At 64.1% G+C, this 18,027-nt stretch carries 23 protein-coding genes; 13 read left to right on the forward strand and 10 right to left on the reverse strand.

Features of this window, described 5'->3' with window-relative positions:
- Nucleotides 1-56 precede the first annotated feature (56 nt).
- The 3 genes from QFZ40_RS03265 (at nucleotide 57) to QFZ40_RS03275 (ending at nucleotide 1,850) form a co-directional block, all read left to right on the forward strand.
- Nucleotides 57-728 (forward strand): PAS and ANTAR domain-containing protein, encoded by a 672-nt coding sequence (locus QFZ40_RS03265; RefSeq protein ID WP_306902819.1) that lies wholly within the window; start codon nucleotides 57-59, stop codon nucleotides 726-728.
- 70 nt (nucleotides 729-798) lie between these two features.
- Complete coding sequence (locus QFZ40_RS03270) at nucleotides 799-1,125, forward strand: ArsR/SmtB family transcription factor (RefSeq protein WP_306902820.1); 327 nt, start codon at nucleotides 799-801, stop codon at nucleotides 1,123-1,125.
- A complete protein-coding gene (locus tag QFZ40_RS03275; RefSeq protein WP_306902821.1) occupies nucleotides 1,122-1,850 on the forward strand; it encodes a cation transporter in 729 nt (242 codons plus the stop codon). Before QFZ40_RS03270 ends, QFZ40_RS03275 begins: the two co-directional genes overlap by 4 nt.
- Here the strand turns inward: QFZ40_RS03275 and QFZ40_RS03280 are convergent.
- Nucleotides 1,847-2,311: a hypothetical protein gene (locus QFZ40_RS03280; protein ID WP_306902822.1), complete on the reverse strand. Its 465-nt coding sequence runs from the start codon at nucleotides 2,309-2,311 to the stop codon at nucleotides 1,847-1,849. The genes QFZ40_RS03275 and QFZ40_RS03280 overlap by 4 nt on opposite strands.
- Nucleotides 2,308-2,700, reverse strand: a complete 393-nt coding sequence (locus QFZ40_RS03285; RefSeq protein WP_306902823.1) for a cupredoxin domain-containing protein — start codon at nucleotides 2,698-2,700, stop codon at nucleotides 2,308-2,310. Before QFZ40_RS03285 ends, QFZ40_RS03280 begins: the two co-directional genes overlap by 4 nt.
- A 339-nt stretch (nucleotides 2,701-3,039) precedes the next feature.
- Here QFZ40_RS03285 and QFZ40_RS03290 point away from each other — a divergent pair, with 339 nt between their 5' ends.
- The 5 genes from QFZ40_RS03290 to QFZ40_RS03310 all read left to right on the forward strand — a co-directional run bounded on the left by QFZ40_RS03290 (nucleotide 3,040) and on the right by QFZ40_RS03310 (nucleotide 5,556).
- Nucleotides 3,040-3,273 carry a YegP family protein gene (locus QFZ40_RS03290; RefSeq protein ID WP_306902824.1) on the forward strand — a complete coding sequence of 78 codons (234 nt, stop codon included), beginning with the start codon at nucleotides 3,040-3,042 and terminating at the stop codon, nucleotides 3,271-3,273.
- 69 nt (nucleotides 3,274-3,342) lie between these two features.
- Nucleotides 3,343-3,873: a universal stress protein gene (locus QFZ40_RS03295; protein WP_306902825.1), complete on the forward strand. Its 531-nt coding sequence runs from the start codon at nucleotides 3,343-3,345 to the stop codon at nucleotides 3,871-3,873.
- Nucleotides 3,873-4,445: a fluoride efflux transporter FluC gene (locus QFZ40_RS03300; protein ID WP_306902826.1), complete on the forward strand. Its 573-nt coding sequence runs from the start codon at nucleotides 3,873-3,875 to the stop codon at nucleotides 4,443-4,445. The genes QFZ40_RS03295 and QFZ40_RS03300 overlap by 1 nt, the downstream gene beginning before the upstream one ends.
- Complete coding sequence (gene crcB / locus QFZ40_RS03305; protein WP_306902828.1) at nucleotides 4,442-4,819, forward strand: fluoride efflux transporter CrcB; 378 nt, start codon at nucleotides 4,442-4,444, stop codon at nucleotides 4,817-4,819. Before QFZ40_RS03300 ends, crcB begins: the two co-directional genes overlap by 4 nt.
- Before the next feature lie 80 nt (nucleotides 4,820-4,899).
- Nucleotides 4,900-5,556, forward strand: a complete 657-nt coding sequence (locus QFZ40_RS03310) for a class I SAM-dependent methyltransferase (RefSeq protein WP_306902829.1) — start codon at nucleotides 4,900-4,902, stop codon at nucleotides 5,554-5,556.
- Between the two features lie 59 nt (nucleotides 5,557-5,615).
- Here the strand turns inward: QFZ40_RS03310 and QFZ40_RS03315 are convergent, their stop codons facing one another.
- A complete protein-coding gene (locus tag QFZ40_RS03315; protein ID WP_306902830.1) occupies nucleotides 5,616-6,671 on the reverse strand; it encodes a phenylacetaldoxime dehydratase family protein in 1,056 nt (351 codons plus the stop codon).
- 33 nt (nucleotides 6,672-6,704) lie between these two features.
- A complete protein-coding gene (locus tag QFZ40_RS03320; RefSeq protein WP_306902831.1) occupies nucleotides 6,705-7,739 on the reverse strand; it encodes a carbon-nitrogen hydrolase family protein in 1,035 nt (344 codons plus the stop codon).
- Between the two features lie 185 nt (nucleotides 7,740-7,924).
- On the opposite strand from QFZ40_RS03320, the gene QFZ40_RS03325 reads away from it, so the two are divergent.
- Complete coding sequence (locus QFZ40_RS03325) at nucleotides 7,925-8,893, forward strand: helix-turn-helix domain-containing protein (protein ID WP_306902832.1); 969 nt, start codon at nucleotides 7,925-7,927, stop codon at nucleotides 8,891-8,893.
- On the opposite strand, the gene QFZ40_RS03330 is transcribed toward QFZ40_RS03325, so the two are convergent.
- Nucleotides 8,840-9,208, reverse strand: a complete 369-nt coding sequence (locus tag QFZ40_RS03330) for an HAD hydrolase-like protein (RefSeq protein WP_306902833.1) — start codon at nucleotides 9,206-9,208, stop codon at nucleotides 8,840-8,842. The genes QFZ40_RS03325 and QFZ40_RS03330 overlap by 54 nt on opposite strands.
- A gap of 74 nt (nucleotides 9,209-9,282) precedes the next feature.
- Between QFZ40_RS03330 and QFZ40_RS03335 the strand changes: the two genes are divergently transcribed.
- On the forward strand, nucleotides 9,283-9,732 hold the full coding sequence (locus QFZ40_RS03335; RefSeq protein ID WP_306906805.1) for an Lrp/AsnC family transcriptional regulator: 450 nt from the start codon (nucleotides 9,283-9,285) through the stop codon (nucleotides 9,730-9,732).
- A gap of 50 nt (nucleotides 9,733-9,782) precedes the next feature.
- Here QFZ40_RS03335 and QFZ40_RS03340 read toward each other — a convergent pair whose 3' ends face one another.
- Together QFZ40_RS03340 and QFZ40_RS03345 are read right to left on the reverse strand one after the other, a co-directional pair.
- Nucleotides 9,783-11,195, reverse strand: coding sequence for an aldehyde dehydrogenase family protein (locus QFZ40_RS03340; RefSeq protein WP_306902834.1), 1,413 nt, complete (start codon nucleotides 11,193-11,195; stop codon nucleotides 9,783-9,785).
- Nucleotides 11,188-12,240, reverse strand: a complete 1,053-nt coding sequence (locus QFZ40_RS03345) for a homoserine dehydrogenase (protein ID WP_306902836.1) — start codon at nucleotides 12,238-12,240, stop codon at nucleotides 11,188-11,190. The genes QFZ40_RS03340 and QFZ40_RS03345 overlap by 8 nt, the downstream gene beginning before the upstream one ends.
- A 300-nt stretch (nucleotides 12,241-12,540) precedes the next feature.
- On the opposite strand from QFZ40_RS03345, the gene QFZ40_RS03350 reads away from it, so the two are divergent.
- Together QFZ40_RS03350 and QFZ40_RS03355 are read left to right on the forward strand one after the other, a co-directional pair.
- Nucleotides 12,541-13,980, forward strand: coding sequence for an amino acid permease (locus QFZ40_RS03350; RefSeq protein WP_306902837.1), 1,440 nt, complete (start codon nucleotides 12,541-12,543; stop codon nucleotides 13,978-13,980).
- A gap of 120 nt (nucleotides 13,981-14,100) precedes the next feature.
- Nucleotides 14,101-14,901, forward strand: coding sequence for an IclR family transcriptional regulator (locus QFZ40_RS03355; RefSeq protein ID WP_306902839.1), 801 nt, complete (start codon nucleotides 14,101-14,103; stop codon nucleotides 14,899-14,901).
- 14 nt (nucleotides 14,902-14,915) lie between these two features.
- Here the strand turns inward: QFZ40_RS03355 and QFZ40_RS03360 are convergent, their stop codons facing one another.
- The 3 genes from QFZ40_RS03360 to QFZ40_RS03370 are packed head-to-tail and all read right to left on the reverse strand — an operon-like array spanning nucleotide 14,916 to nucleotide 16,908.
- Entirely contained in the window at nucleotides 14,916-15,674 is a 759-nt protein-coding gene (locus tag QFZ40_RS03360) for an IclR family transcriptional regulator (protein ID WP_306902841.1), read from the reverse strand.
- Nucleotides 15,675-15,706: 32 nt separating this feature from the next.
- Nucleotides 15,707-16,462 carry a cyclase family protein gene (locus QFZ40_RS03365; RefSeq protein ID WP_306902842.1) on the reverse strand — a complete coding sequence of 252 codons (756 nt, stop codon included), beginning with the start codon at nucleotides 16,460-16,462 and terminating at the stop codon, nucleotides 15,707-15,709.
- Nucleotides 16,459-16,908: a hypothetical protein gene (locus QFZ40_RS03370; protein ID WP_306902843.1), complete on the reverse strand. Its 450-nt coding sequence runs from the start codon at nucleotides 16,906-16,908 to the stop codon at nucleotides 16,459-16,461. The genes QFZ40_RS03365 and QFZ40_RS03370 overlap by 4 nt, the downstream gene beginning before the upstream one ends.
- A gap of 136 nt (nucleotides 16,909-17,044) precedes the next feature.
- Between QFZ40_RS03370 and mmuM the strand changes: the two genes are divergently transcribed.
- A complete protein-coding gene (mmuM, locus tag QFZ40_RS03375; RefSeq protein WP_306902844.1) occupies nucleotides 17,045-17,992 on the forward strand; it encodes a homocysteine S-methyltransferase in 948 nt (315 codons plus the stop codon).
- Nucleotides 17,993-18,027 lie beyond the last annotated feature (35 nt).

Consider the following 18,027-nt stretch of genomic DNA (forward strand, 5'->3'; position numbering starts at 1 on the left):
CTTGAGGTATCCCAGGCGCCCGCGGTGGGTCCTGGACGATGCCGGGAGGTGCTGCGGTGCCACGCTTGAGTAGCCCTTTCACCTATTCCAGCGCGCTCGGTGACGGTGATCTTCCGGCCGGAACGTTCCACCTTGACGTGGCCACCCGGCAATTGGAATGGTCGGACGGGCTGTACCAGCTGCACGGCTACGAGCGCGGTGAGGTAGTGCCCACGGTTGAGCTGTTGCTGTCCCATAAGCATCCCGATGACCGGGCGCGGGCCGGGGAGATACTGGCTGAGGTTATCCGCACGGGAGGGCGCTACTGCATTTACCACCGGCTCATCGATGCCCGGAACCGCGTTCACCGGGTGCTGACATCAGGGGAGGGAATAACTGACAGCGAAGGGAACGTGACCGCCGTCGACGGCCTCATGCTGGATCTGACGGCAACCCTGCGGCGGGAGACGGAGCAGACTGCCCACGACGCCGTTGAAGGGGCCACGGCCACACGCTCCGTCATTGACCAGGCCCGGGGCATCCTGATGGGCAGGCTGCTCATCAGTTCCGACGCGGCCTTTCAGCTGCTCGTTGACTACAGCAGCCACAGAAACCGCAAGATCTGCGTTGTTGCCGCGGACCTTGTGCGCCTGTTCGATAAACCGGACGGAACGGAACGGCTGGAATCGGCAGTGCGGGCTATCCGGGAGGGGGCAGCGCCCAAGGGCAATTCCGCCCGGCGCCAGTAGCAGCCTCCAGAATCCCGGTCCCGCCGTGGGGTGGGGCAGGTCAGTACATCCTTCGATGTACTCTTGTCTGATGGAGACCCTCACGCATGCGCCGGTCCTGGCGCGGTTCGGCTACGCGGTTTCGGACCCTACCCGGGCCCGGATCCTGCTTGCCCTCGCAGCCGAACCTGCCTTTCCGTCTGACCTGGCTGATGCCCTTGGGGTATCACGGCAGAGCATGTCGAATCATCTGGCCTGCCTGCGCGGCTGCGGCCTGGTGGTGGCCGTTCCGGCCGGCCGGCGGACACAATACGAACTTGCGGATGCCAGGCTGGGGCACGCAGTCAGGGACCTGATCGGCGTCGTGCTGGCCGTCGATCCGAATTGTTGTGCGCCCGACGGGACGTGCGTGGCATGACGGCGGCCCTCCAGGCGTCGTCCACAGGGCAGCGGCGGGCTGTTTTGGGCCGCCGCATCCGGCTGTTGGCGGCGGCCACCATCACCTACAACCTCGTGGAGGCCGCCGTCGCGCTCTGGGCCGGCACGGCGGCTGATTCTTCGGCGCTGCTCGGCTTCGGCCTTGATTCGGTCATCGAAGTTGCTTCCGCCGTCGCCCTGTCCTGGCAGTTTTCCGCGCAGGATCCTGAACGGCGCGAACAACTGACGCTGCGGATCATTGCCCTGTCCTTCTTCGCGCTCGCCCTGTTCGTCACGGTGGATTCGGTCCGCTCACTGTCCGGCGGCGGCCAAGCGCAACACTCCACCGCCGGGATTGTGATTGCTGCCCTAAGCCTTGCCATCATGCCCGTCCTGTCCTGGCTGCAACGCCGTGCCGGCAGGGAGCTTGGCTCAAGGACCGCCGTCGCCGATTCGAAGCAGACGCTCCTCTGCACCTACCTCTCCGCAGTCCTACTGGCCGGCCTGCTGCTGAACAGCGCCCTTGGCTGGTGGTGGGCCGACGCCGGCGCCGCCCTGGCCATCGCAGCGATCGCCGTCCGCGAAGGCATCGGCGCCTGGAAAGGTGATGTCTGCTGTCCGGTCCCGGATTCCGCAGGCGTGAAGCACGACGCCGGTGCTGCCGCCGCTGACGCTGTCAGTTCAGGAGTCGACGCGGAAGCGGGCTGCTGCGGGGGCTGCCGTTAGCGGGCCGAGGCGGGGGCAGCCGAGCCGGCCTTCGCCTTTCCTGATCGGCTCAGCAGGATGTATCCGGCGATCGCGAGCACACCGGCAATTCCTTCGACGACGGCGGTAACGACTTTTTCCGTGAACCAAACAGGCTCGTACATCGAGGGGATTGGACCGATGGCCGGGAGCTGCACGTAGCGGTAGAGAATAATGGCCGCGAAAGCGGACAGGGCCACCAGCGCAGCCACCAGGAATGCGGGACGGGATCCCCTGGCCAGGACGTAAAGGGCGCTCAGGATTGCCACCGAGGCCTGGATGCGGAACAAGGTGCCCTGGCCGATGCCGCCCGGCGCGGCCTGCTGGTAACCGGGAGCCAGCTGAAAATGGATGACCGCAGAGGTGACCAGGCCCGCGGCGACCAGCACCCGCAGCGCCCATAACGTTGACGGGGACCTGGCTCCCGCCGTCGTACGGCTCATTTCACCACCAGCATCCCGCTCATTGCCGGATGGAATGTGCAAATAATGGCGTACTCGCCCGCTTCCGCCGGCGCCGTGAACGTGGCCGTCTTCCCGCCATCCACCTCGACGTCGAACCCGCCCTTGTCCTTGTCCTTGGCGGTGACGGTGTGCGGGGCGGAGTCCTTGTTGACCACGGTGACGGTGGCACCGGGTTTGACCGAGGCCGGCACCTGATAGGCGAACCCGCTGATGGTGACAGTCACAGCGCCGGAGGCGTCCGAAGCACCGGCGGAGCTGGCCGGAGTTGTTGTCTGCGTGACCGTTCCGCCGCCGGGGGAACCGCACCCCGCCAGTCCCGCGAGCAGTACTGCGGCGGCGATGGCACATACCCTGTTGCTCAGTTTCATGACCATTCCCTTTCCAGGAAGTTGATCATCCAGGCAGGCGCCCGGCGGCGCTTTGTTATCCGATGATAGGCCGATCCTTCGGCACCCGGAAGAGCCCGCGACGGCCGGGTGGGAGGGCAGGGCCAGAGCTGAACAGCTCCGGCTAATCGCCCCGGACCCTTGCGGTACGGCAAGGATTGCGGCTAGCGTGATCCGAAGAACAAACCCCGCCCTTCCGGTGGCTGGTTTATCGGCGTTTTACGCGTTGACTGTGTTTTGCCTGAACGGCGTCGGCCGTGTCACGGCATGAAGCAAAAAATTAGGGGAATGGGCGATGATGCCCAAACAGCAGGGGGTCCGTTGACTGGTACATTCGAACTCTTTTTTGACAGGGCTACAGGATTCGGCTTCCGGCTTAAGGCCCCGGATGGAACGGTGATGGCGGTGTCAGAACCGTTCGTTGACAAGCGGGCCGCCGTTCGCGGAATCAGTGCCGTACGTGAATGCGCAGGGATGGGCCTCATCTCGGACCTCTGCCCGGAGATGCCGCTGGATGCCGGATGCAAGGGAGCAGCCGTCTTGAAGGTGGCCTAGTCTCGAAGCTTCCGCGGGGAAGGGCCTTCCTGGGCGTGCATGCAGGAATTGTTTGCAAGAATCTGCAGTATGGACCCATCAGATTTGGACACAGCCATTGCCGCACGCCGGATAACCGGGCCGGTGCTGATGGGTGTTGTGCCCGGCCAGCCGCTGACGGTCACGCAGCGCGCTGCTGAACTCGCTTACAGCCTGAACGTCAAACTCATCTGCGCCTACGTCGACGTCACCACCTACCTTTCAGAGGAACCGGACGGCCGCGTTGAGGCCCGGCCGATCGACCCTGACGGCGTCGACGACGATATCGAAGGAATCAGCCAAGGCATCAGGGAACGCCTGCAACACGCCCTGGACGGTATGGGGATCACCTGGTCCTTCCGCACGCTTGCCGGGGACCCGGCCCGGGCCCTGGGACGGCTGGCCGAATCAGCGGACGCCTCTGTCATCGTCGTGGGCACCCGCGAACGCGGCCTTGGAGCCAGGTTCGAGGAACTGCTCGTCGGTTCGGTGGGGGTCCACCTCACGCACCAACAGCACCGGCCCGTCCTGGTCGTCCCGCTCTCCGGGCATGACAGGCACCAGCGGCAGGAGGGCCACTGATGGAACCGCCAGTCCCCGAGGCCGCCGCGGCGACAAGCCATACCGGAACCAACGCGGAGGAGGACGGGGGGACGCCCGTTGCCCCAAGGTCGCATCGGCCGGTGCACCTGCACCCCGGGTTCGTGATGATTGTCATCGCCGGGGGTGTGTTTGGAACCTTGGCCCGTTACGGCCTGAGCAGGGTTTTGCCTTCCCCGGACGGCTGGCCGCTGCCCACGCTGGTCATTAACCTGGCCGGGGCCTTCCTGCTCGGCGTCCTGCTTGAAGCCCTGGCCCGCCGCGGTCCCGACGCGGGCAAGCTCAGGATGATCCGTCTGCTTGCGGGCACAGGCTTCATGGGCGGATTTACGACCTACAGCACTCTGGCCCTGGAAACGAACACCTTGCTAGGGGCAGGCCGGGGTACCGATGCTTTGGTCTATGTCGCCGCCACGTTGATCGGGGGCGCCGTGGCAACGTTGGCAGGGATCCGGGCCGCCGCCGGCCACCACAGCAGCATGACCGCCCGGCACCAGGATGCAACCGTTCGTCCGGACCGGCCGCGCCCCAACCAGTCCGGGAGCAACCAGTGAACGCCGTCACCATTCTTTTGCTGGGACTCGCCGGGGGACTTGGCGCCGGAACCCGCTTTGTCGTCGACGGGCTGATCCGTTCCAGGCTCCGCACCGCCCTGCCCGTGGCCACCATCGCCATCAACGTCACGGGGTCCTTCCTGCTGGGCCTGGTGGCCGGTGCCGTGATCGTCCATGCGGCACCCCCTGAACTCCAGGCCATTGCAGGCACCGGGTTCTTGGGCGGATACACCACATTCAGCACGGCCAGCTTCGAGACTGTACGCCTCGTCCAGTCCGGCCGCACCGGACTGGCTCTCCTGAACGGGATCGGCACCGCGGTTGCGGCCATCGCTGCGGCTGCCGGAGGCCTTGCCCTGGCAAGCCTGCTCTAGCGCCCGCAAGCAGACTTGTGGCAGCAGAATGACGATGGAAGCATGGCCAGTACCGTCCGGCAGGGCGATCAGGGGTGAACATGGGCACGGATAACGGCGATCTCTCTCGGCTGCAACATCCCCGCTTTGCGCGCGCCTACGCCCGTGCGGTGGGAAATATGAACCGGCGCGGCGGCACGGAACACCGCCGCGCCTTGCTGGCCGGGCTCCAGGGGACCGTGATCGAGATCGGTTCCGGCGACGGATCCGCCTTCGGACTGTATCCCGCGGCTGTCACCCAGGTCATTGCCCTGGAGCCGGATGACTACCTCAGAAGCCTGGCCGCGGAGGCTGCCGCGTCGGCGCCGGTTCCTGTCAGGGTCCTGGCTGCCGCCGCGGAGCAGATCCCGGCCGACGACGGGAGTGCGGACGCCGTCGTCGCAAGCCTGGTGCTCTGCAGCGTCGCCGACCAGAATGCGGTCCTCAACGAGATCCGACGGGTCCTGCGCCCCGGCGGAACCCTGGCCTTCTACGAACACGTCCGCTCCGGGCACCGGCTGCTCGGCAAAGCCGAGGACCTCCTCACGCCTGCCTGGGGCTCGATCGCCGGCGGCTGCCATCCCAACCGGGACACCCTCAATGCCATCGCAGCAGCAGGGTTCAATGTCCGGGACTACCAGCGCTTCGGCTTCGCCGTCCACCCGCTGGTTCCCCCGGTTTCCCACATCCTGGGCCACGCCACCCGGCCTGAGGCATAACACCGGAGGGATGACACCAGGACGCATAATGCCGGACCTTGGTTATCACTTCCGTGGGTTCAGGCGTGACCAACTCGCAAAGCCCTGCCGGCACCGAGAATGCCTGTTGTGGAGTGGCAATTGTTGTACTCGTAGTACTGCTGGTCGCGTGAGACCACTGCCACTTCATGGCTAAGCCGGAGCTTGGCCCCCGCGTTTGCCTGCAGGAATTTCATGGCAGCCATGAAGATGGCGACGTGGGTCGGATGCGATTCCGCCCACCGTTCCATGTCTTCCAGGCTGTGCCAGAAGCTCAGGCCGAAGCTCTGTTCAAGGACTGTGCCGTCCCCGTCGCTGCTCGTCATGTACCTGTTCGCGTAGCAGCCGATGGACGCACCCTCCGTTGTCAGGAAGTCCATGCCGGCCTTCAGCTGGGGTTCCACGTCGCCGAAATAGGATGCCAGTTCTGAATCTTCACAAAGGCTCCAGTCCTGGCCGGAACGGATGACGGCGAGGTTGTGGTGCGGTTCCACCCTGACAATCCCGGAGTTGTCGGGGATGAACGGGTCGCCGGCAGGCTCAAGGGCTTCCGTTTGCGCAATCGGCAGGCGGTCACGCATGCTTCCCCAGTAGCCGTGTTCCTGGATTTCGCCGCTGTACGCTCCAGTGGCCACCCGGGCGGCGCCTTCCGGGAAGGTGTTGGACGAGTACAGGGTCTCAAACCCGCGTGCTTCCGGGGCAAATGCTTCGATCCAGCGGCCATGCCCCGCAGGCTCCAGGCCGGCGCCGATGAGTGCGTCGCGGTGCTCCTGAAACCATCGCCCGTAGGCCTCAGCGTCGTCCCAATAGGCAATGATGACCTGGTTGTCGAAGCCTTGTTCGTCCGTGTGGACGGCGTGCTCACGGGATATCGGTCCGTCATCGCGTGCGCACAGCTCCCACATTCCATCGGAGGCTGCCTTCGCCTCCCGGGACAGCGGTTGTTTGCTTTGGACACCTAAGAAGGCGCAGACAAGATTGCTGACGCCTTCCGCGAATCGCACGGAGTAGGACGGGTAGGGAGGCGTGTAGTTTTCGCCCACCCGCTTAGTGCGCGTCCGTTTGACAGTCAGGTGCGCCGGGATTGAAGATTCCATGGCCGGTTCCAGCCCGCCGGGCCCGGGTGCCATCTAGAGTCCCGCCATTGCCGGAAGGGCCGGCTCTTCGACGTTGCGCGGCATCTCCGGAGCGGATGCTTTCTCCGCCTGCGGGGCTGTTTCGATGACGGCGCGTCGAGGAGTCTGGTTGTGGACCAGCTGCGTGACATCGGCGCGGGAGTAGTGGCCCGCCGGGTCCCCAACAGCCTTCGACACCGATATCAGGCCCAGATCGATCTCGGCATAGACGAGGCCTTCTTCGTCTGCCGGAAGGGACTCGTGGAGTTGCTGGCCGTCTGGTCCGAAGATGCGGGCATGTCCGCCGCCGGTCTTCAGAAGTGCCTTCTGCAGTTCCGTGGTGCACATTTCGTCCACCATGTCCTGCGATACGGTGGCGCACGGAGCCAGGACGAAACACTGGCCCTCGACCGCGTAGATCCGCGAGGCGGAGGTGTTGACCTCGGGGCCGAGGGCGTAGGCGCCGCCCTCGTAGAGGGAAAAACTCGGCCATGCGGCCACATGGACCTGCTCGTTCTGGGCGTACATGGCGTATTTGGACAGCGGCTGCAGGTGCTCCCAGCAGCAGAGTCCGCCCACCCGGCCCAGTGCCGTGTCCCAGACGGCGAGGTCGCTTCCGTCGCCTTCGCCGAAGATGGTGCGCTCCACGTGGGTCGGCTTGAGCTTACGCCGCTGGGAGATGGTCTGCCCGTCGCTGTCGATGAACCACTGGGCGATGTACAGGCTGCCGCCGCTTCGTTCGCTCAGGCCCATGCCGACCATGATGTTGTTGTCCTTGGCTGCCTTGGAGATCCGCTCAGCCTGCGGTGTTCCGTACTCGAGGGAATTATCGAAGTATCGCTGCGTGTACTGCGGCAGCCACAGAGCCGGAGCATCCAGCCAGGCGTACCACGGATAACCCGGGAGCCAGGTCTCGGGGAACGCAATCATCCCGGCGCCGTTACGGGCGGCGTCCTCGATCAGGGCAATTGTTTTATCAATGGTCTTGTCCAGGTCGAGGAATACTGGTGCTGCCTGAACGACTGCTGCTTTGAACTGGGGGTGGTTCATGGCGATCTCCTAAAGCATGTGACCTAGTCACGAAGGTGGATGTGTGCTCCACGCTAGGCCTCAATCCTGAGGGGGTCTTGATCGAAGATCGCAGGATCATTGACTGCGAGTGTCATGTTGCTTCCACCGCATCGGCCCTGCCAAGCCGGCCCTGGAAGGGGTGCAAGGGGGCAGTAGGATTAGGCATGGCCAAGGTTGTGAGCACAGCGGCGGTGTCTCCCCGGAACAGTGTTTCATTCTGGACTGAGAGCGTTTCTGATACTTTCGTCGACCTCGAATGCAGGGCGGGTGACGGACGCGAGTCAATAGACGGTGAAATAGTCGTCCAGTCGTTGGCGTCACTGGATTTGGCGCGGGTGCGTGCCTCCGCGCAATCCGTGCACCGCACACCGGCTGCCATCCGGGCTTCCTCGGATGACTATTATCTGGTGGGCATGCAAACCGAAGGCGCATGCCTGGTGACACAGGATGGGCGTTCGGCGGCCATCCACAACGGCGGGTTCGCGCTCTATGACACCACCCGACCGTATTCACTCCTGCTGACCGACCACTTTGAGCAACTCGTGATCCGCCTGCCAAGAGCCGCTTTGGAGCGGCACCTGCCCGAGGCTGCAGGACTAACGGCGCTGGCAGTGAACGCGGACCCGGGGGCTGCACGGCTGCTGGTCAATACAATCCAGTTTTTAGCGAACGATATCGACGCGCTGTCCCCGGACATTGCCTTATCGGTCTCCCAAGGCGTGGAGCACCTGATCGTTGCCGGCCTGGGCGGCATCGCCCGAGGTGTCCCGGACGTGCACCGTTTCTCCCGCCGCAAGCTCATCCAGACCCACATCCTTCAGAACCTGGGCGACGAATCCCTGAGTATCAAATCCATCGCAAGCGAGCTCCACTTGTCCCCGAGCAGCATCCACCGCGCTTTCGCAGCTGATGGCGAGACGGTGATGGGCTGGGTCTGGCAACAACGCCTGAACCAGATCAGGGAGAGTCTGTTGAGCGGAAAACATCACGGCACGCTGACGGACTTGTTCGTTACCTGGGGATTCTCGGACCCGGCGCACTTCAGCCGGGCCTTCCGCCAACGGTTCGGCCACGCACCTTCAGATTTGCTCCGGCCGACGGCGGTTGTTCAGGATCAGGGGCAGCAGGCCTGAGGGGGAGCGGGCCACCGCGGCAGCCTGTGAAGCCTCGGAGGCGTCCGTGATCGGCATACTCTTGGCGATAGCATTGGAGGGCCCGTTGGGCGGTTTTGTCATCCAGCTGGGAACCTTTCTGAAGGATTCAATCATCGGCGGCCCTACGAAGCGACGCAGTTTTTTCATCGACGGGACCGGCGCGCCTACAGCCGCCAGAGCCGCGGCAGCACTCGCTGTCACACCGGGCGCTGAATCCAGCAGCGTTCCGTCCATGTCGAACAGAATGCAGCTGATGTCACTAAGAGGGAGCCGGGTCTGGTGCAGAAGCGTCATTTTTCCTCAGGGGCTTTCGGGCTTGGAGTTGGTCCCGTTCCGGTGGTGCGGGACAGTTGCGGTGAAGGGTAGGCATTGATCGAGTGAGCCTTGACCAGATAGACCAAAAAATTCTTGCGGAGCTCACGCAGAACGCCCGCGTGAGCCATGCAGAGCTGGCGGCCAAAGTCCTTCTGTCAAGGAATGCAGTGCGGCAACGGGTGGAACGGATGGAACGGCAGGGTTACATCCAGGGGTACACGATCGTTGCCGGTCCTTCCGCCCAGGGCCAGGTGTCAGCCTTCCTGATGGTTTACCGGAAGGACAGGGTGCGGGGAGCGGACGTCGTCACGGTGTTAAGGTCGATCCCGGAAGTGGTTCTGTGCGATGTGGTGAGCGGTGACTTTGACCTGCTGGTGAGGGTCGAGGCCCGGTCGCTGGAGAGGGTCCAGGAGATCTGGGAGCAGATCGCGGCGATTCCCGGTGTCGCTGACACGGTGACGGCCATGACGCTGTCCAGCCTCATCAGGCGGGGCAGCCGCTAGGTTGAAGAAACTGGAGGGGCCCAACACGCTGGTCGTGCCCCTCCCGTCCATCAGTTCCGGATGCAGACGACCTTCGGCTGGGTCATCTCCTCGTAGGCGAACCGGACGCCCTCCCGGCCCATGCTCCCGTACTTCGCCCCGCCGAAGGGCATGCCGTCGAACCGGTAGTCAGAGGAGTCGTTGATCATCACGCCGCCTGCTTCAAGCTGCCGGGCTGCGTCCATGGCCGCGGCCAGGGAGTCGGTGAAGATACCCGCATGGAGACTGAATTCGATGTCGTTGGCGATTTCGATGGCTTCTTCGAAGGTGTCGAATCTGCGCAACATGACCACAGGCCCGAATACCTCCTCCTTCCACAGCCGGCTGTCTGCCGGGACCGCTTCCAGGACGGTGGGGTGCAGCAGATTGCCCTCCGTGACATTACCCGTGAGAAGGACGGCGCCGGCGTCGAGGGCCTGGTCCAGCTTGGCCTGGAGCTCATGCAGTGCGCCGCTGCTGATCATCGGTCCGACATCCGTCCGTTCATCGAAGGGATCTCCAGCAACCAGCTGTGCCGCTGCCGCCAGGAAGCGCCGGCGGAACGCGTCGTACACCGGAGCGGCTACCAGGATCCGCTGCACGCCCACGCAGTTCTGGCCGGCGGCCCAAAACGCTCCGGAGACGCAGGATTCCACCGCCTTGTCGATCTGGGCATCCTCGAGGACGATGACGGGCGCGTTTCCGCCAAGATCCATGGACAGCTTCTTCAGGCCTGCGGTCCTGGCGATACTTTCACCGGTGGAGAACCCGCCGGTGAAGGAAACCATCCGTACGTCCCGGGACCTGATGATGGTTTCGGCCACTTCCCGGTCGCCGTGCACGATGGTGAGCGCCTCCGGCGGGAGCCCGGAGCTGACCAGGACGTCCGTGAGCAACTCGGCCGACAGGGGAGTCAGCGCAGATGGCTTGAGGATCACGGCGTTTCCTCCCGCGATGGCGGGGCCGATCTTGTGTGCCACGAGGTTGAGCGGATCGTTGAACGGAGTGATTGCCGCAATGATGCCCAGCGGTTCACGCGAATACCATCCGGTGCGGTCCTCTGAGCCCTCGTAGGAGTCAAAGGGGATGACCTCGCCTGCGTTCCGCCGTGCCTCCGCAGCCGAGAGGCGGAGCGTATTGACGGCGCGCAGTACTTCCTTCCGCGCCTGGCGGATCGTTTTCCCGGCTTCGCAGACAATTGTTTGCGCGAATTCTTCGGCGCGCTGCTCAATCTCTGTTGCGGCGGCGTCGAGGATTTTCCCGCGTGCGTTCCGCGACAGTGCCCCCGCTTTCCGGGCACCGATGCGGGCTCTTTCGATGGCTGCCTGGCCGGCAGTGGGTTCGGTCAGCGGAACGACGCCGACCACCCTGCCGTCATACGGGCTCATCACTTCGCGGAACTGCGGCAGTGCCGTTTGGGTTGAAAACTGGGTGGATTCAGGCATTTGCGGATACCTCCGTGCTGGCTGCGTGCATGGTGATGATGTCGGAGAGGAGTGCGTAGGCCGTCTCCACCCGGCCGGCTCCCGGTCCCGAGACTGTTACCGGGCCCAGGAGGTCGGTGTCGAAGGACAGAGCATTCGTAGCGCCGGAAATCCCGGCCAGCCCATGATCGAGGGGGAGTGCCACGGGGGATACGCCTGCCGTCACGGACCCGTCCGGGTTCCGCCGGGCGGAGCCGACGAGCTTCCAGCGGCGTCCCTCAAGGGCGCCAGTCCGGATATCCTCCGGCGTCACGGTTGAAATCCCCTGGCGCTGAACGTCCTTGAGCTCCAGGCCGGCGTCAAGCAGCTCGTTGGCGAGGATGAGGACCTTGAGCTGAACGTCGTAACCTTCGATGTCTGCTGCCGGGTTTGCTTCCGCGTAGCCAAGCGCCTGTGCCTCGCTGATGGCGGCTTCGAAATCCAGGCCGGCCTCCATCCGCCCCAGGACGTAGTTGCTGGTGCCGTTGAGGATGCCTTCGAAGCCGTTCAGCTTGAGCCCCGCGAACATCTTCTTGGCCAGGCGGATGACGGGAGTGCCGCTCATGACAGCGCCCTCGAACTCAAAGTGGACGCCGTTCCGGGCAGCCAGCGATGTCAGCTCTGCGCCGCGCAGGGCTACCGGGCCCTTGTTTGTCGTGCAGACGCTCTTTCCCGATTCGAGCGCCCAGCGGACGTGGGAGACTGCAGGTTCGCCGTCCTCGGGATTCGTAAAGGTGGCCTCGCAGATGATATTCGCGGTGCAGTTGCGGATCACTGATTCGTTGTTGGTGTCCGCGGACCCGCCGTACTCGGCAAAGGTTTCGCTGCCCTGGCCCAGGTTGAGAACCACAGGGAGGTCGATACCTTCGGGCTGGACCAGGGATCCGAGGCGGAGATCGGTGATGGCCACTACCCGCAGGCCGAAGCCCAGTTCGGAACGAAGTGCCTCACCGCGAGTGGGGATCAATTCGGCGAGCGTCCTGTTGACGCCGCCGAAGCCGATCAGTGCAATGTCGTACGTGGTCATGGTGCTCCTTCATCAGTTACATCGGTCCTCCAATGCTGGCCGCATTCCTTGTCCGTCAGTGCATGTGATTCTGACCGAAAGACTGGGCGGAATGACCATCTGGGTGCCGATCCGACATGTGCCCTTCACGTATATGACGTTCAACATGCGCATGACGAAATGTTTTTGATGACCAAATGAGGCTTCCTGTGTTAGTTTCATCACTACCGTTACTGCACAGCTTCGAAATTGCCTGCCCCACAGGCGGTTGGCTGTGACCACCTTTCGCATCAAGACCTGTCCACTCACCTGGGAGAAACCATGGAACCTTTGTCACCAGTCCGGCTGGAACCCCGGCCCGATACATCCTCGTCGACCGAATCCGGGCTCCGGCGGTCCATGGGGCCCCGACACCTTGTGATGATCGCCATGGGCGGGGTGATCGGCTCCGGGCTGTTCCTCAGCTCGGGCTACACCATTTCCCAGGCGGGGCCGCTCGGGGCCGTGCTCGCCTATCTCATTGGCGCCTTCGTCGTGTATCTGGTGATGGCCTGCCTGGGCGAACTTGCCATTGCCTATCCGGTTTCCGGCGCCTTCCACATTTACGCGGCGAGGTCGATCGGGCCGGCAACCGGGTTCACCACCGCCTGGCTCTACTGGCTCTGCTGGGCTGTAGCCATCGGATCGGAGTTCACCGCCTCCGGCCTCCTGATGCAGCGCTGGTTCCCGGGCGTCGACGTGTGGGTCTGGTGTGTCATCTTCGCGGCCGTCCTCTTCGGCCTGAACGCAGTTTCTTCGAAGTTCTTCGGTGAATCCGAGTTCTGGTTTGCAATCGTCAAGGTCGGCGCCATCATCGTCCTGATCGTTTTCGGTGGCGCGGCGCTGTTCGGCTTCCACCCGCTCAGCGAGGCGGCCAACCATCCCAGCCTGTTCCAGAACTTCAACACCTCCGGCGGTCTCTTCCCCAACGGCTTCACCGGGGTCCTGGTCACCGCACTTGCAGTGTTCTACGCCTTCTCCGGCTCGGAACTCATCGGTGTGGCAGCGGGCGAGACAACTGATCCCGCCACCAGCATCCCCAAAGCTATGCGCAGCACAGTCATCCGTCTCCTGATCTTCTTCGTCGGGGCCATTGCTGTCATCGCCGCCACCATCCCGTTCGAGCAGGTCGGACTTGATGAAAGCCCGTTCGTGACGGTCTTCTCATCCATCGGCATCCCGTTCGCCGCCGACATCATGAACTTCGTCATCATCACCGCGCTCCTCTCCGCCGGAAACAGCGGTCTCTTCTCCTGCGCCCGCATGCTGTACTCCCTTGCCGATGAGGGGCACGCTCCCCAGGCACTGAAGAAGCTGACCCGGCGCGGCATCCCGATGATTGCACTCTCCGTCAGCATGCTCGGCGGCCTGGCTTCGCTGATCAGCAGCGTCGTTGCCCCGGAAACTGTGTACCTCGCGCTGGTGTCAGTGGCAGGATTCGCCGTCGTCGGAGTGTGGATGTCCATCACCGCCTCGCACTTTTTCCACCGCAGGGCCTTCGTCAAGAACGGCGGCGATGTTGCTGCCCTCGCCTACCGGGCCCCGCTGTTCCCGCTGGTGCCGATCCTGGCCTTTTCGCTCTGCCTTATTTCGCTGGTAGGCATCGCCTATGACCCGAACCAGGTTGCGGCACTCTACTTCGGAGTCACCTTTGTGGGTGTCTGCTACGCCTTCTTCTACTTCAAGTACGGGCGCAAGGCACGCTTCGGCCAGCCTGCCTAAGGCAGTCATCAAAAATTGAAGGGCTGACCGGCTTGGTGGCCGGGGACTTCCGTCCCCGGCCACCAAGCCATGACGGCATGTGAGAATAGGCGTAGTTGTCGGCCGGAAGGAGCGTAGAGCGTGGATTCCTCCTCGGAAGCGTCATCCATGGCCCAGGGACTTCGGATTGTCCGGCTGGTTGCAGACCGGGAGAAGTGGGGCAGGCGGCTCCTTGGCGTTTCCCAGCTCGCCGCCGAGCTGGAGATGGAACAAAGCCGGGTCTCCCGGCTGACCCAGGAACTGTGTGAGCTGGGCCTGTTGGAACGCGTGGAACGCGGCCCTTTCCGGACCGGCCCGCGTTTTTTCGGCCTGGCAGCAGCGTTGAATACAGGATGGGTGCGTGAATCCAGGAGCGAGCTGGAGGCTCTGGTGGCTTCTTTCGGCCTGAGAGCCAGGGTCTCCGTCCGCGAGGGGTTCCGCGTCATTCTCCTGCGGGCCTCGAGCAATGACGCGGTGCCGGGCAGCTTCGTGAAGCCCGGTATGGTCACGCCGGTGTGGTGTACGGGCTCCGGCCGCGCTTTGTTGTGGGACCACGGGACGCCTGCCGTCGAGGCCCTCCTCGAAGGCGTTAACTTCATCGGAGTAGGCGGCCCCGGGGCGGCTCATTCACCGCAGGAAGTCGCCGAACTGTTGGACCGGGACAGGGCGCGGGGCTTCATCCTTGCGGAGGAAGAATTCGAGCACGGAGTCTATGAACTGGCCGTTCCCGTCCGCCGCGCTGATGGCTCCATACTTGCCGCCCTCAGTGTCCTGGGTGGTCGGGCCGAGATCGAGTCCGGCACCGATGACATAGCAGCGGCACTCACTGCAGCAGGCCAGCGGCTGGGGTCCAACGATGGCCGCGCGCGGGAAAACGACGGCCGGAAGGGCCTCGCCGGGTAAAGCCCGGTCTGCGGCTAGGCCCGGCCCAGTGTCGACTCAAGCCATTTTCCCCATGACTGGAGCGCCTTGGCGCAGGATTCCCGCCGTGGCTCCAGGCGGGTCTTGGCGCCCACGGTCTGCAGCGCTGCCACCACGTCGCCCTTGAAGTCCCGAATCGGAACGGCGAGGGAATACAGTCCGGGCTCGGCTTCCTCGTCGACGATGGAGTACCCGCGTGCCCGCGCCGTGCGCAGCCGTGACAGGAAATCGTCGACGTCGACAGGTGTCTTGGGGCCGTGCCGCACGAAGGCGACGCCGGAGAAAACGGTCCTGACCTCGTCGTCGGACGCTTCCCACAGCAGTGCCTGGCCGGCATCGCTGCAGTAGGCCGGATAGGGGCGGCCCAGCCAGGAACCTACCATGTTGCTGCTTGCCGGGACACGCTCACCGACGGTGACGGTGCTGTCCCCGCTCAGAATGCCAAGGAAGCATCCTTCATCAGTTTCAGCGGCCAGGCCTTCCAGTGCGGTCACGCCGTCAGTCTGCAGGCGCTGCTCAGTCAGGAGCTGCGCGTCCGTCAGGAGCGACCAGTCCAGGGCGTAGGACCGATGGTCCCCGCGTGCCAGGAACCCTTCCTGCTGGGCGGTCCGCAGGCTGCGCGAAACCTGGCTGCGGTCCTTGCCGAGATCGGCCGCTATGTCAGCGACCGTCCCGCCGGGGAGGCCGTCTGCGGTGCGGGAGCCCACCGCCAGGACGGCCATGATTCCCCGGCCCATGCTGGATGTTTTAGGCATGGATCCGATTCTAGTCACTGGACGGGTGAGCCCTAGTGGATGGCGACAATCCTGGCAGGAAAGCCGCTTCCGCCCAGAGGCTTGGGCCAGCTGGCGATCAGCGCCGCGCCGGCCTCCGGAAGCCCGTCCAGGTTCGCCATCAACTCGATCTGCCACCGGTTCTGCGCCAGGACGTAGGTCTCCAGGGTGAAGTCCTGCCGGGACGTGGCGAGGCCCGGGTCTGTGTCTGTTTGTTCATGCCCCACCGCGGTGACTGAACGCTCCTCGATCAGGAATGACAGGACTTCGTGCGACCACCCCGGCGTGTGGCTGACGCCGTCGTCGTCCCTGTTTGCCATCGCGCCGGCATAGGGCCACCGGTGGCTCCACCCTGTCCGCAAGGCCACGAAGGAGCCCGAAGGGATGGCACCGTTGCGCTCTTCCCATGCCTGGACGTCCGCCATCGTCGGAGTGGCGTCGGCGTCTGCGGTGACACGTCCGGAGATGTCGAGGATGACGAGCGGAAGGATCATCTCCTCCACCGGAATCTGGTCCAGGGTCCGTCCGCCGCGGATGAAGTGCGAGGGGGGATCAACGTGTGTTCCCCATTGGCCGATGATGGAATAGCGGTGGGCGGTGAAGCCGTCACCCTTTTCCAGATCGAAGACGGCTTCCCTGACTTCGTCGGGGAAGGCCGGGAAATGCGGCTGGCCGGGGTGGAATGCGTGCGTCAGGTCGGTGAATGACCTACCGGCAAGGAGCAGCTCCAGGCTGTCCCACAGTGCAGTCGTGGTGGTGGCTTGAGTCATGATGCGGCCTGGCTTTCAAAGACTGCCGGAAGGGCGGTGTTGGAGACACTGATCGGCCCTGTCAGCTCGATGACGGGCACCTCCCAGGGATGGATATCCACGATGTGCTGCACGAAGAGTTCCACGTCAGCATCATCGAGCGCCGCATCGAAATATGTCGTGAAGACAAAGGTGGGTGAGATCGTCGGCTGGCCAGCCTTGCCCAGCGTCGGATTGGCGCCCTCCGTGCAGGTAAACCCCTCGAAACCCAGACTTGATTCGAAGACGTGCTGGTAGTTGCCAAAATCGCCCAGCGCCGGGGAGTCAACCAAGGCCTGGAGCAGGGCCACGATGCCCGCCTCATCCTTGAGTGCTCCCGCATCGCCCTCGGCGAGCCGTGTGAAGGTTTCCGATGCTATGGGCCAGTGCACGCGCAGTTTACGCACGGCTTTCATTTCAATCTTCAAGGGAATCCTCTTCCTGATCAGTTCACAAACGGGCTGCTGCATGCCATGCTGGCATATAGTGATGATCATTACAAGCATCAAGAAATGCTTATCCCGCACACCTTGAGAAGCAATCGAACAGCCTGGAGCCCGTACGATGCCCAGTAACACCAAGCTTTCCCGCCTGCTCGAAGCCGGAGCCGACCTGACAGTGGATGGCGCCCTGGCCACGGAGCTTGAAGCGCACGGCTGCAATCTGGAAGACCCTTTGTGGTCGGCCAAGGTCCTGCTGGAACAGCCGCAGCTGGTCAAACGCGTTCACCGCGATTACTTCCGCGCCGGGGCCAACATCGCCATCACAGCGAGCTACCAGGCCACCCCGCTCGGATTTGCCCGCCGGGGCATTTCTGAGGAGGCGGCCCTGGAACGGGTGGCGTTGAGTGTGCAGCTGGCCGATGAAGCGCGCCGCGAGCACCTCGCCGAAAACCCGGACGCTGGCCCGCTGCTGATAGCGGGTTCGGTGGGACCCTACGGTGCTTACCTCGCGGACGGATCGGAATACCGGGGTGATTACAGCCTCAGCCGAAACGAGTTCATGGAGTTCCATCGGCCACGGATTGCGGCACTGGTGGAGGCGGGCGCCGACCTTCTGGCCTGTGAGACGATTCCGTCTTTGCCGGAGGCAGAGGCCCTTTTGGCCCTGATGGAAGAGTTCGACGTCGAGTCCTGGCTCTCGTTCACGCTCCGGGACGGCGGCCACATCAGTGACGGTACGCCACTGGCCCAGGTGGCCAAGGTCTGCGGGGAGCAGCCGCTCGTCGTGGCAATCGGCGTGAACTGTGTGCCGTTGGAGCTGGTTTCCCCTGCCCTGGCCGCCCTCGGTGAAGCCACGGACAAGCCCCTCATCGCCTATCCGAATTCGGGCGAAAGCTATGACGCGGTCACCAAAACATGGGGGCCCGCCGTCGCCGTCCCCGGGGGCGGGCAGCCCGCAAGCCTGGCAGAAGGTACCGCCGTCTGGCGTGAACTCGGGGCCCGGCTGGTGGGCGGATGCTGCCGAACCACGCCCGAGGATATCGCCGGCGTCGCCGGCCGCCTCGCCTGAGCGCAAGCGATCACCGCGATATCGCCGGGCGCTCG

The sequence above is a fragment of the Arthrobacter pascens genome, assembly GCF_030816475.1.
In the GTDB taxonomy this organism is placed as follows: Bacteria; Actinomycetota; Actinomycetes; order Actinomycetales; family Micrococcaceae; genus Arthrobacter; species Arthrobacter pascens_B.

Coding starts and splice junctions, on each gene's coding strand:
- QFZ40_RS03270 (WP_306902820.1), top strand. CDS start 799: ATGGAGACCCTCACGCATGCGCCGGTCCTGGCGCGGTTCGGCTACGCG.
- QFZ40_RS03275 (WP_306902821.1), top strand. CDS start 1,122: ATGACGGCGGCCCTCCAGGCGTCGTCCACAGGGCAGCGGCGGGCTGTT.
- QFZ40_RS03280 (WP_306902822.1), bottom strand. CDS start 2,311: ATGAGCCGTACGACGGCGGGAGCCAGGTCCCCGTCAACGTTATGGGCG.
- QFZ40_RS03285 (WP_306902823.1), bottom strand. CDS start 2,700: ATGAAACTGAGCAACAGGGTATGTGCCATCGCCGCCGCAGTACTGCTC.
- QFZ40_RS03295 (WP_306902825.1), top strand. CDS start 3,343: ATGGACCCATCAGATTTGGACACAGCCATTGCCGCACGCCGGATAACC.
- QFZ40_RS03300 (WP_306902826.1), top strand. CDS start 3,873: ATGGAACCGCCAGTCCCCGAGGCCGCCGCGGCGACAAGCCATACCGGA.
- QFZ40_RS03310 (WP_306902829.1), top strand. CDS start 4,900: ATGGGCACGGATAACGGCGATCTCTCTCGGCTGCAACATCCCCGCTTT.
- QFZ40_RS03315 (WP_306902830.1), bottom strand. CDS start 6,671: ATGGAATCTTCAATCCCGGCGCACCTGACTGTCAAACGGACGCGCACT.
- QFZ40_RS03320 (WP_306902831.1), bottom strand. CDS start 7,739: ATGAACCACCCCCAGTTCAAAGCAGCAGTCGTTCAGGCAGCACCAGTA.
- QFZ40_RS03325 (WP_306902832.1), top strand. CDS start 7,925: ATGGCCAAGGTTGTGAGCACAGCGGCGGTGTCTCCCCGGAACAGTGTT.
- QFZ40_RS03330 (WP_306902833.1), bottom strand. CDS start 9,208: ATGACGCTTCTGCACCAGACCCGGCTCCCTCTTAGTGACATCAGCTGC.
- QFZ40_RS03340 (WP_306902834.1), bottom strand. CDS start 11,195: ATGCCTGAATCCACCCAGTTTTCAACCCAAACGGCACTGCCGCAGTTC.
- QFZ40_RS03345 (WP_306902836.1), bottom strand. CDS start 12,240: ATGACCACGTACGACATTGCACTGATCGGCTTCGGCGGCGTCAACAGG.
- QFZ40_RS03350 (WP_306902837.1), top strand. CDS start 12,541: ATGGAACCTTTGTCACCAGTCCGGCTGGAACCCCGGCCCGATACATCC.
- QFZ40_RS03360 (WP_306902841.1), bottom strand. CDS start 15,674: ATGCCTAAAACATCCAGCATGGGCCGGGGAATCATGGCCGTCCTGGCG.
- QFZ40_RS03365 (WP_306902842.1), bottom strand. CDS start 16,462: ATGACTCAAGCCACCACCACGACTGCACTGTGGGACAGCCTGGAGCTG.
- mmuM (WP_306902844.1), top strand. CDS start 17,045: ATGCCCAGTAACACCAAGCTTTCCCGCCTGCTCGAAGCCGGAGCCGAC.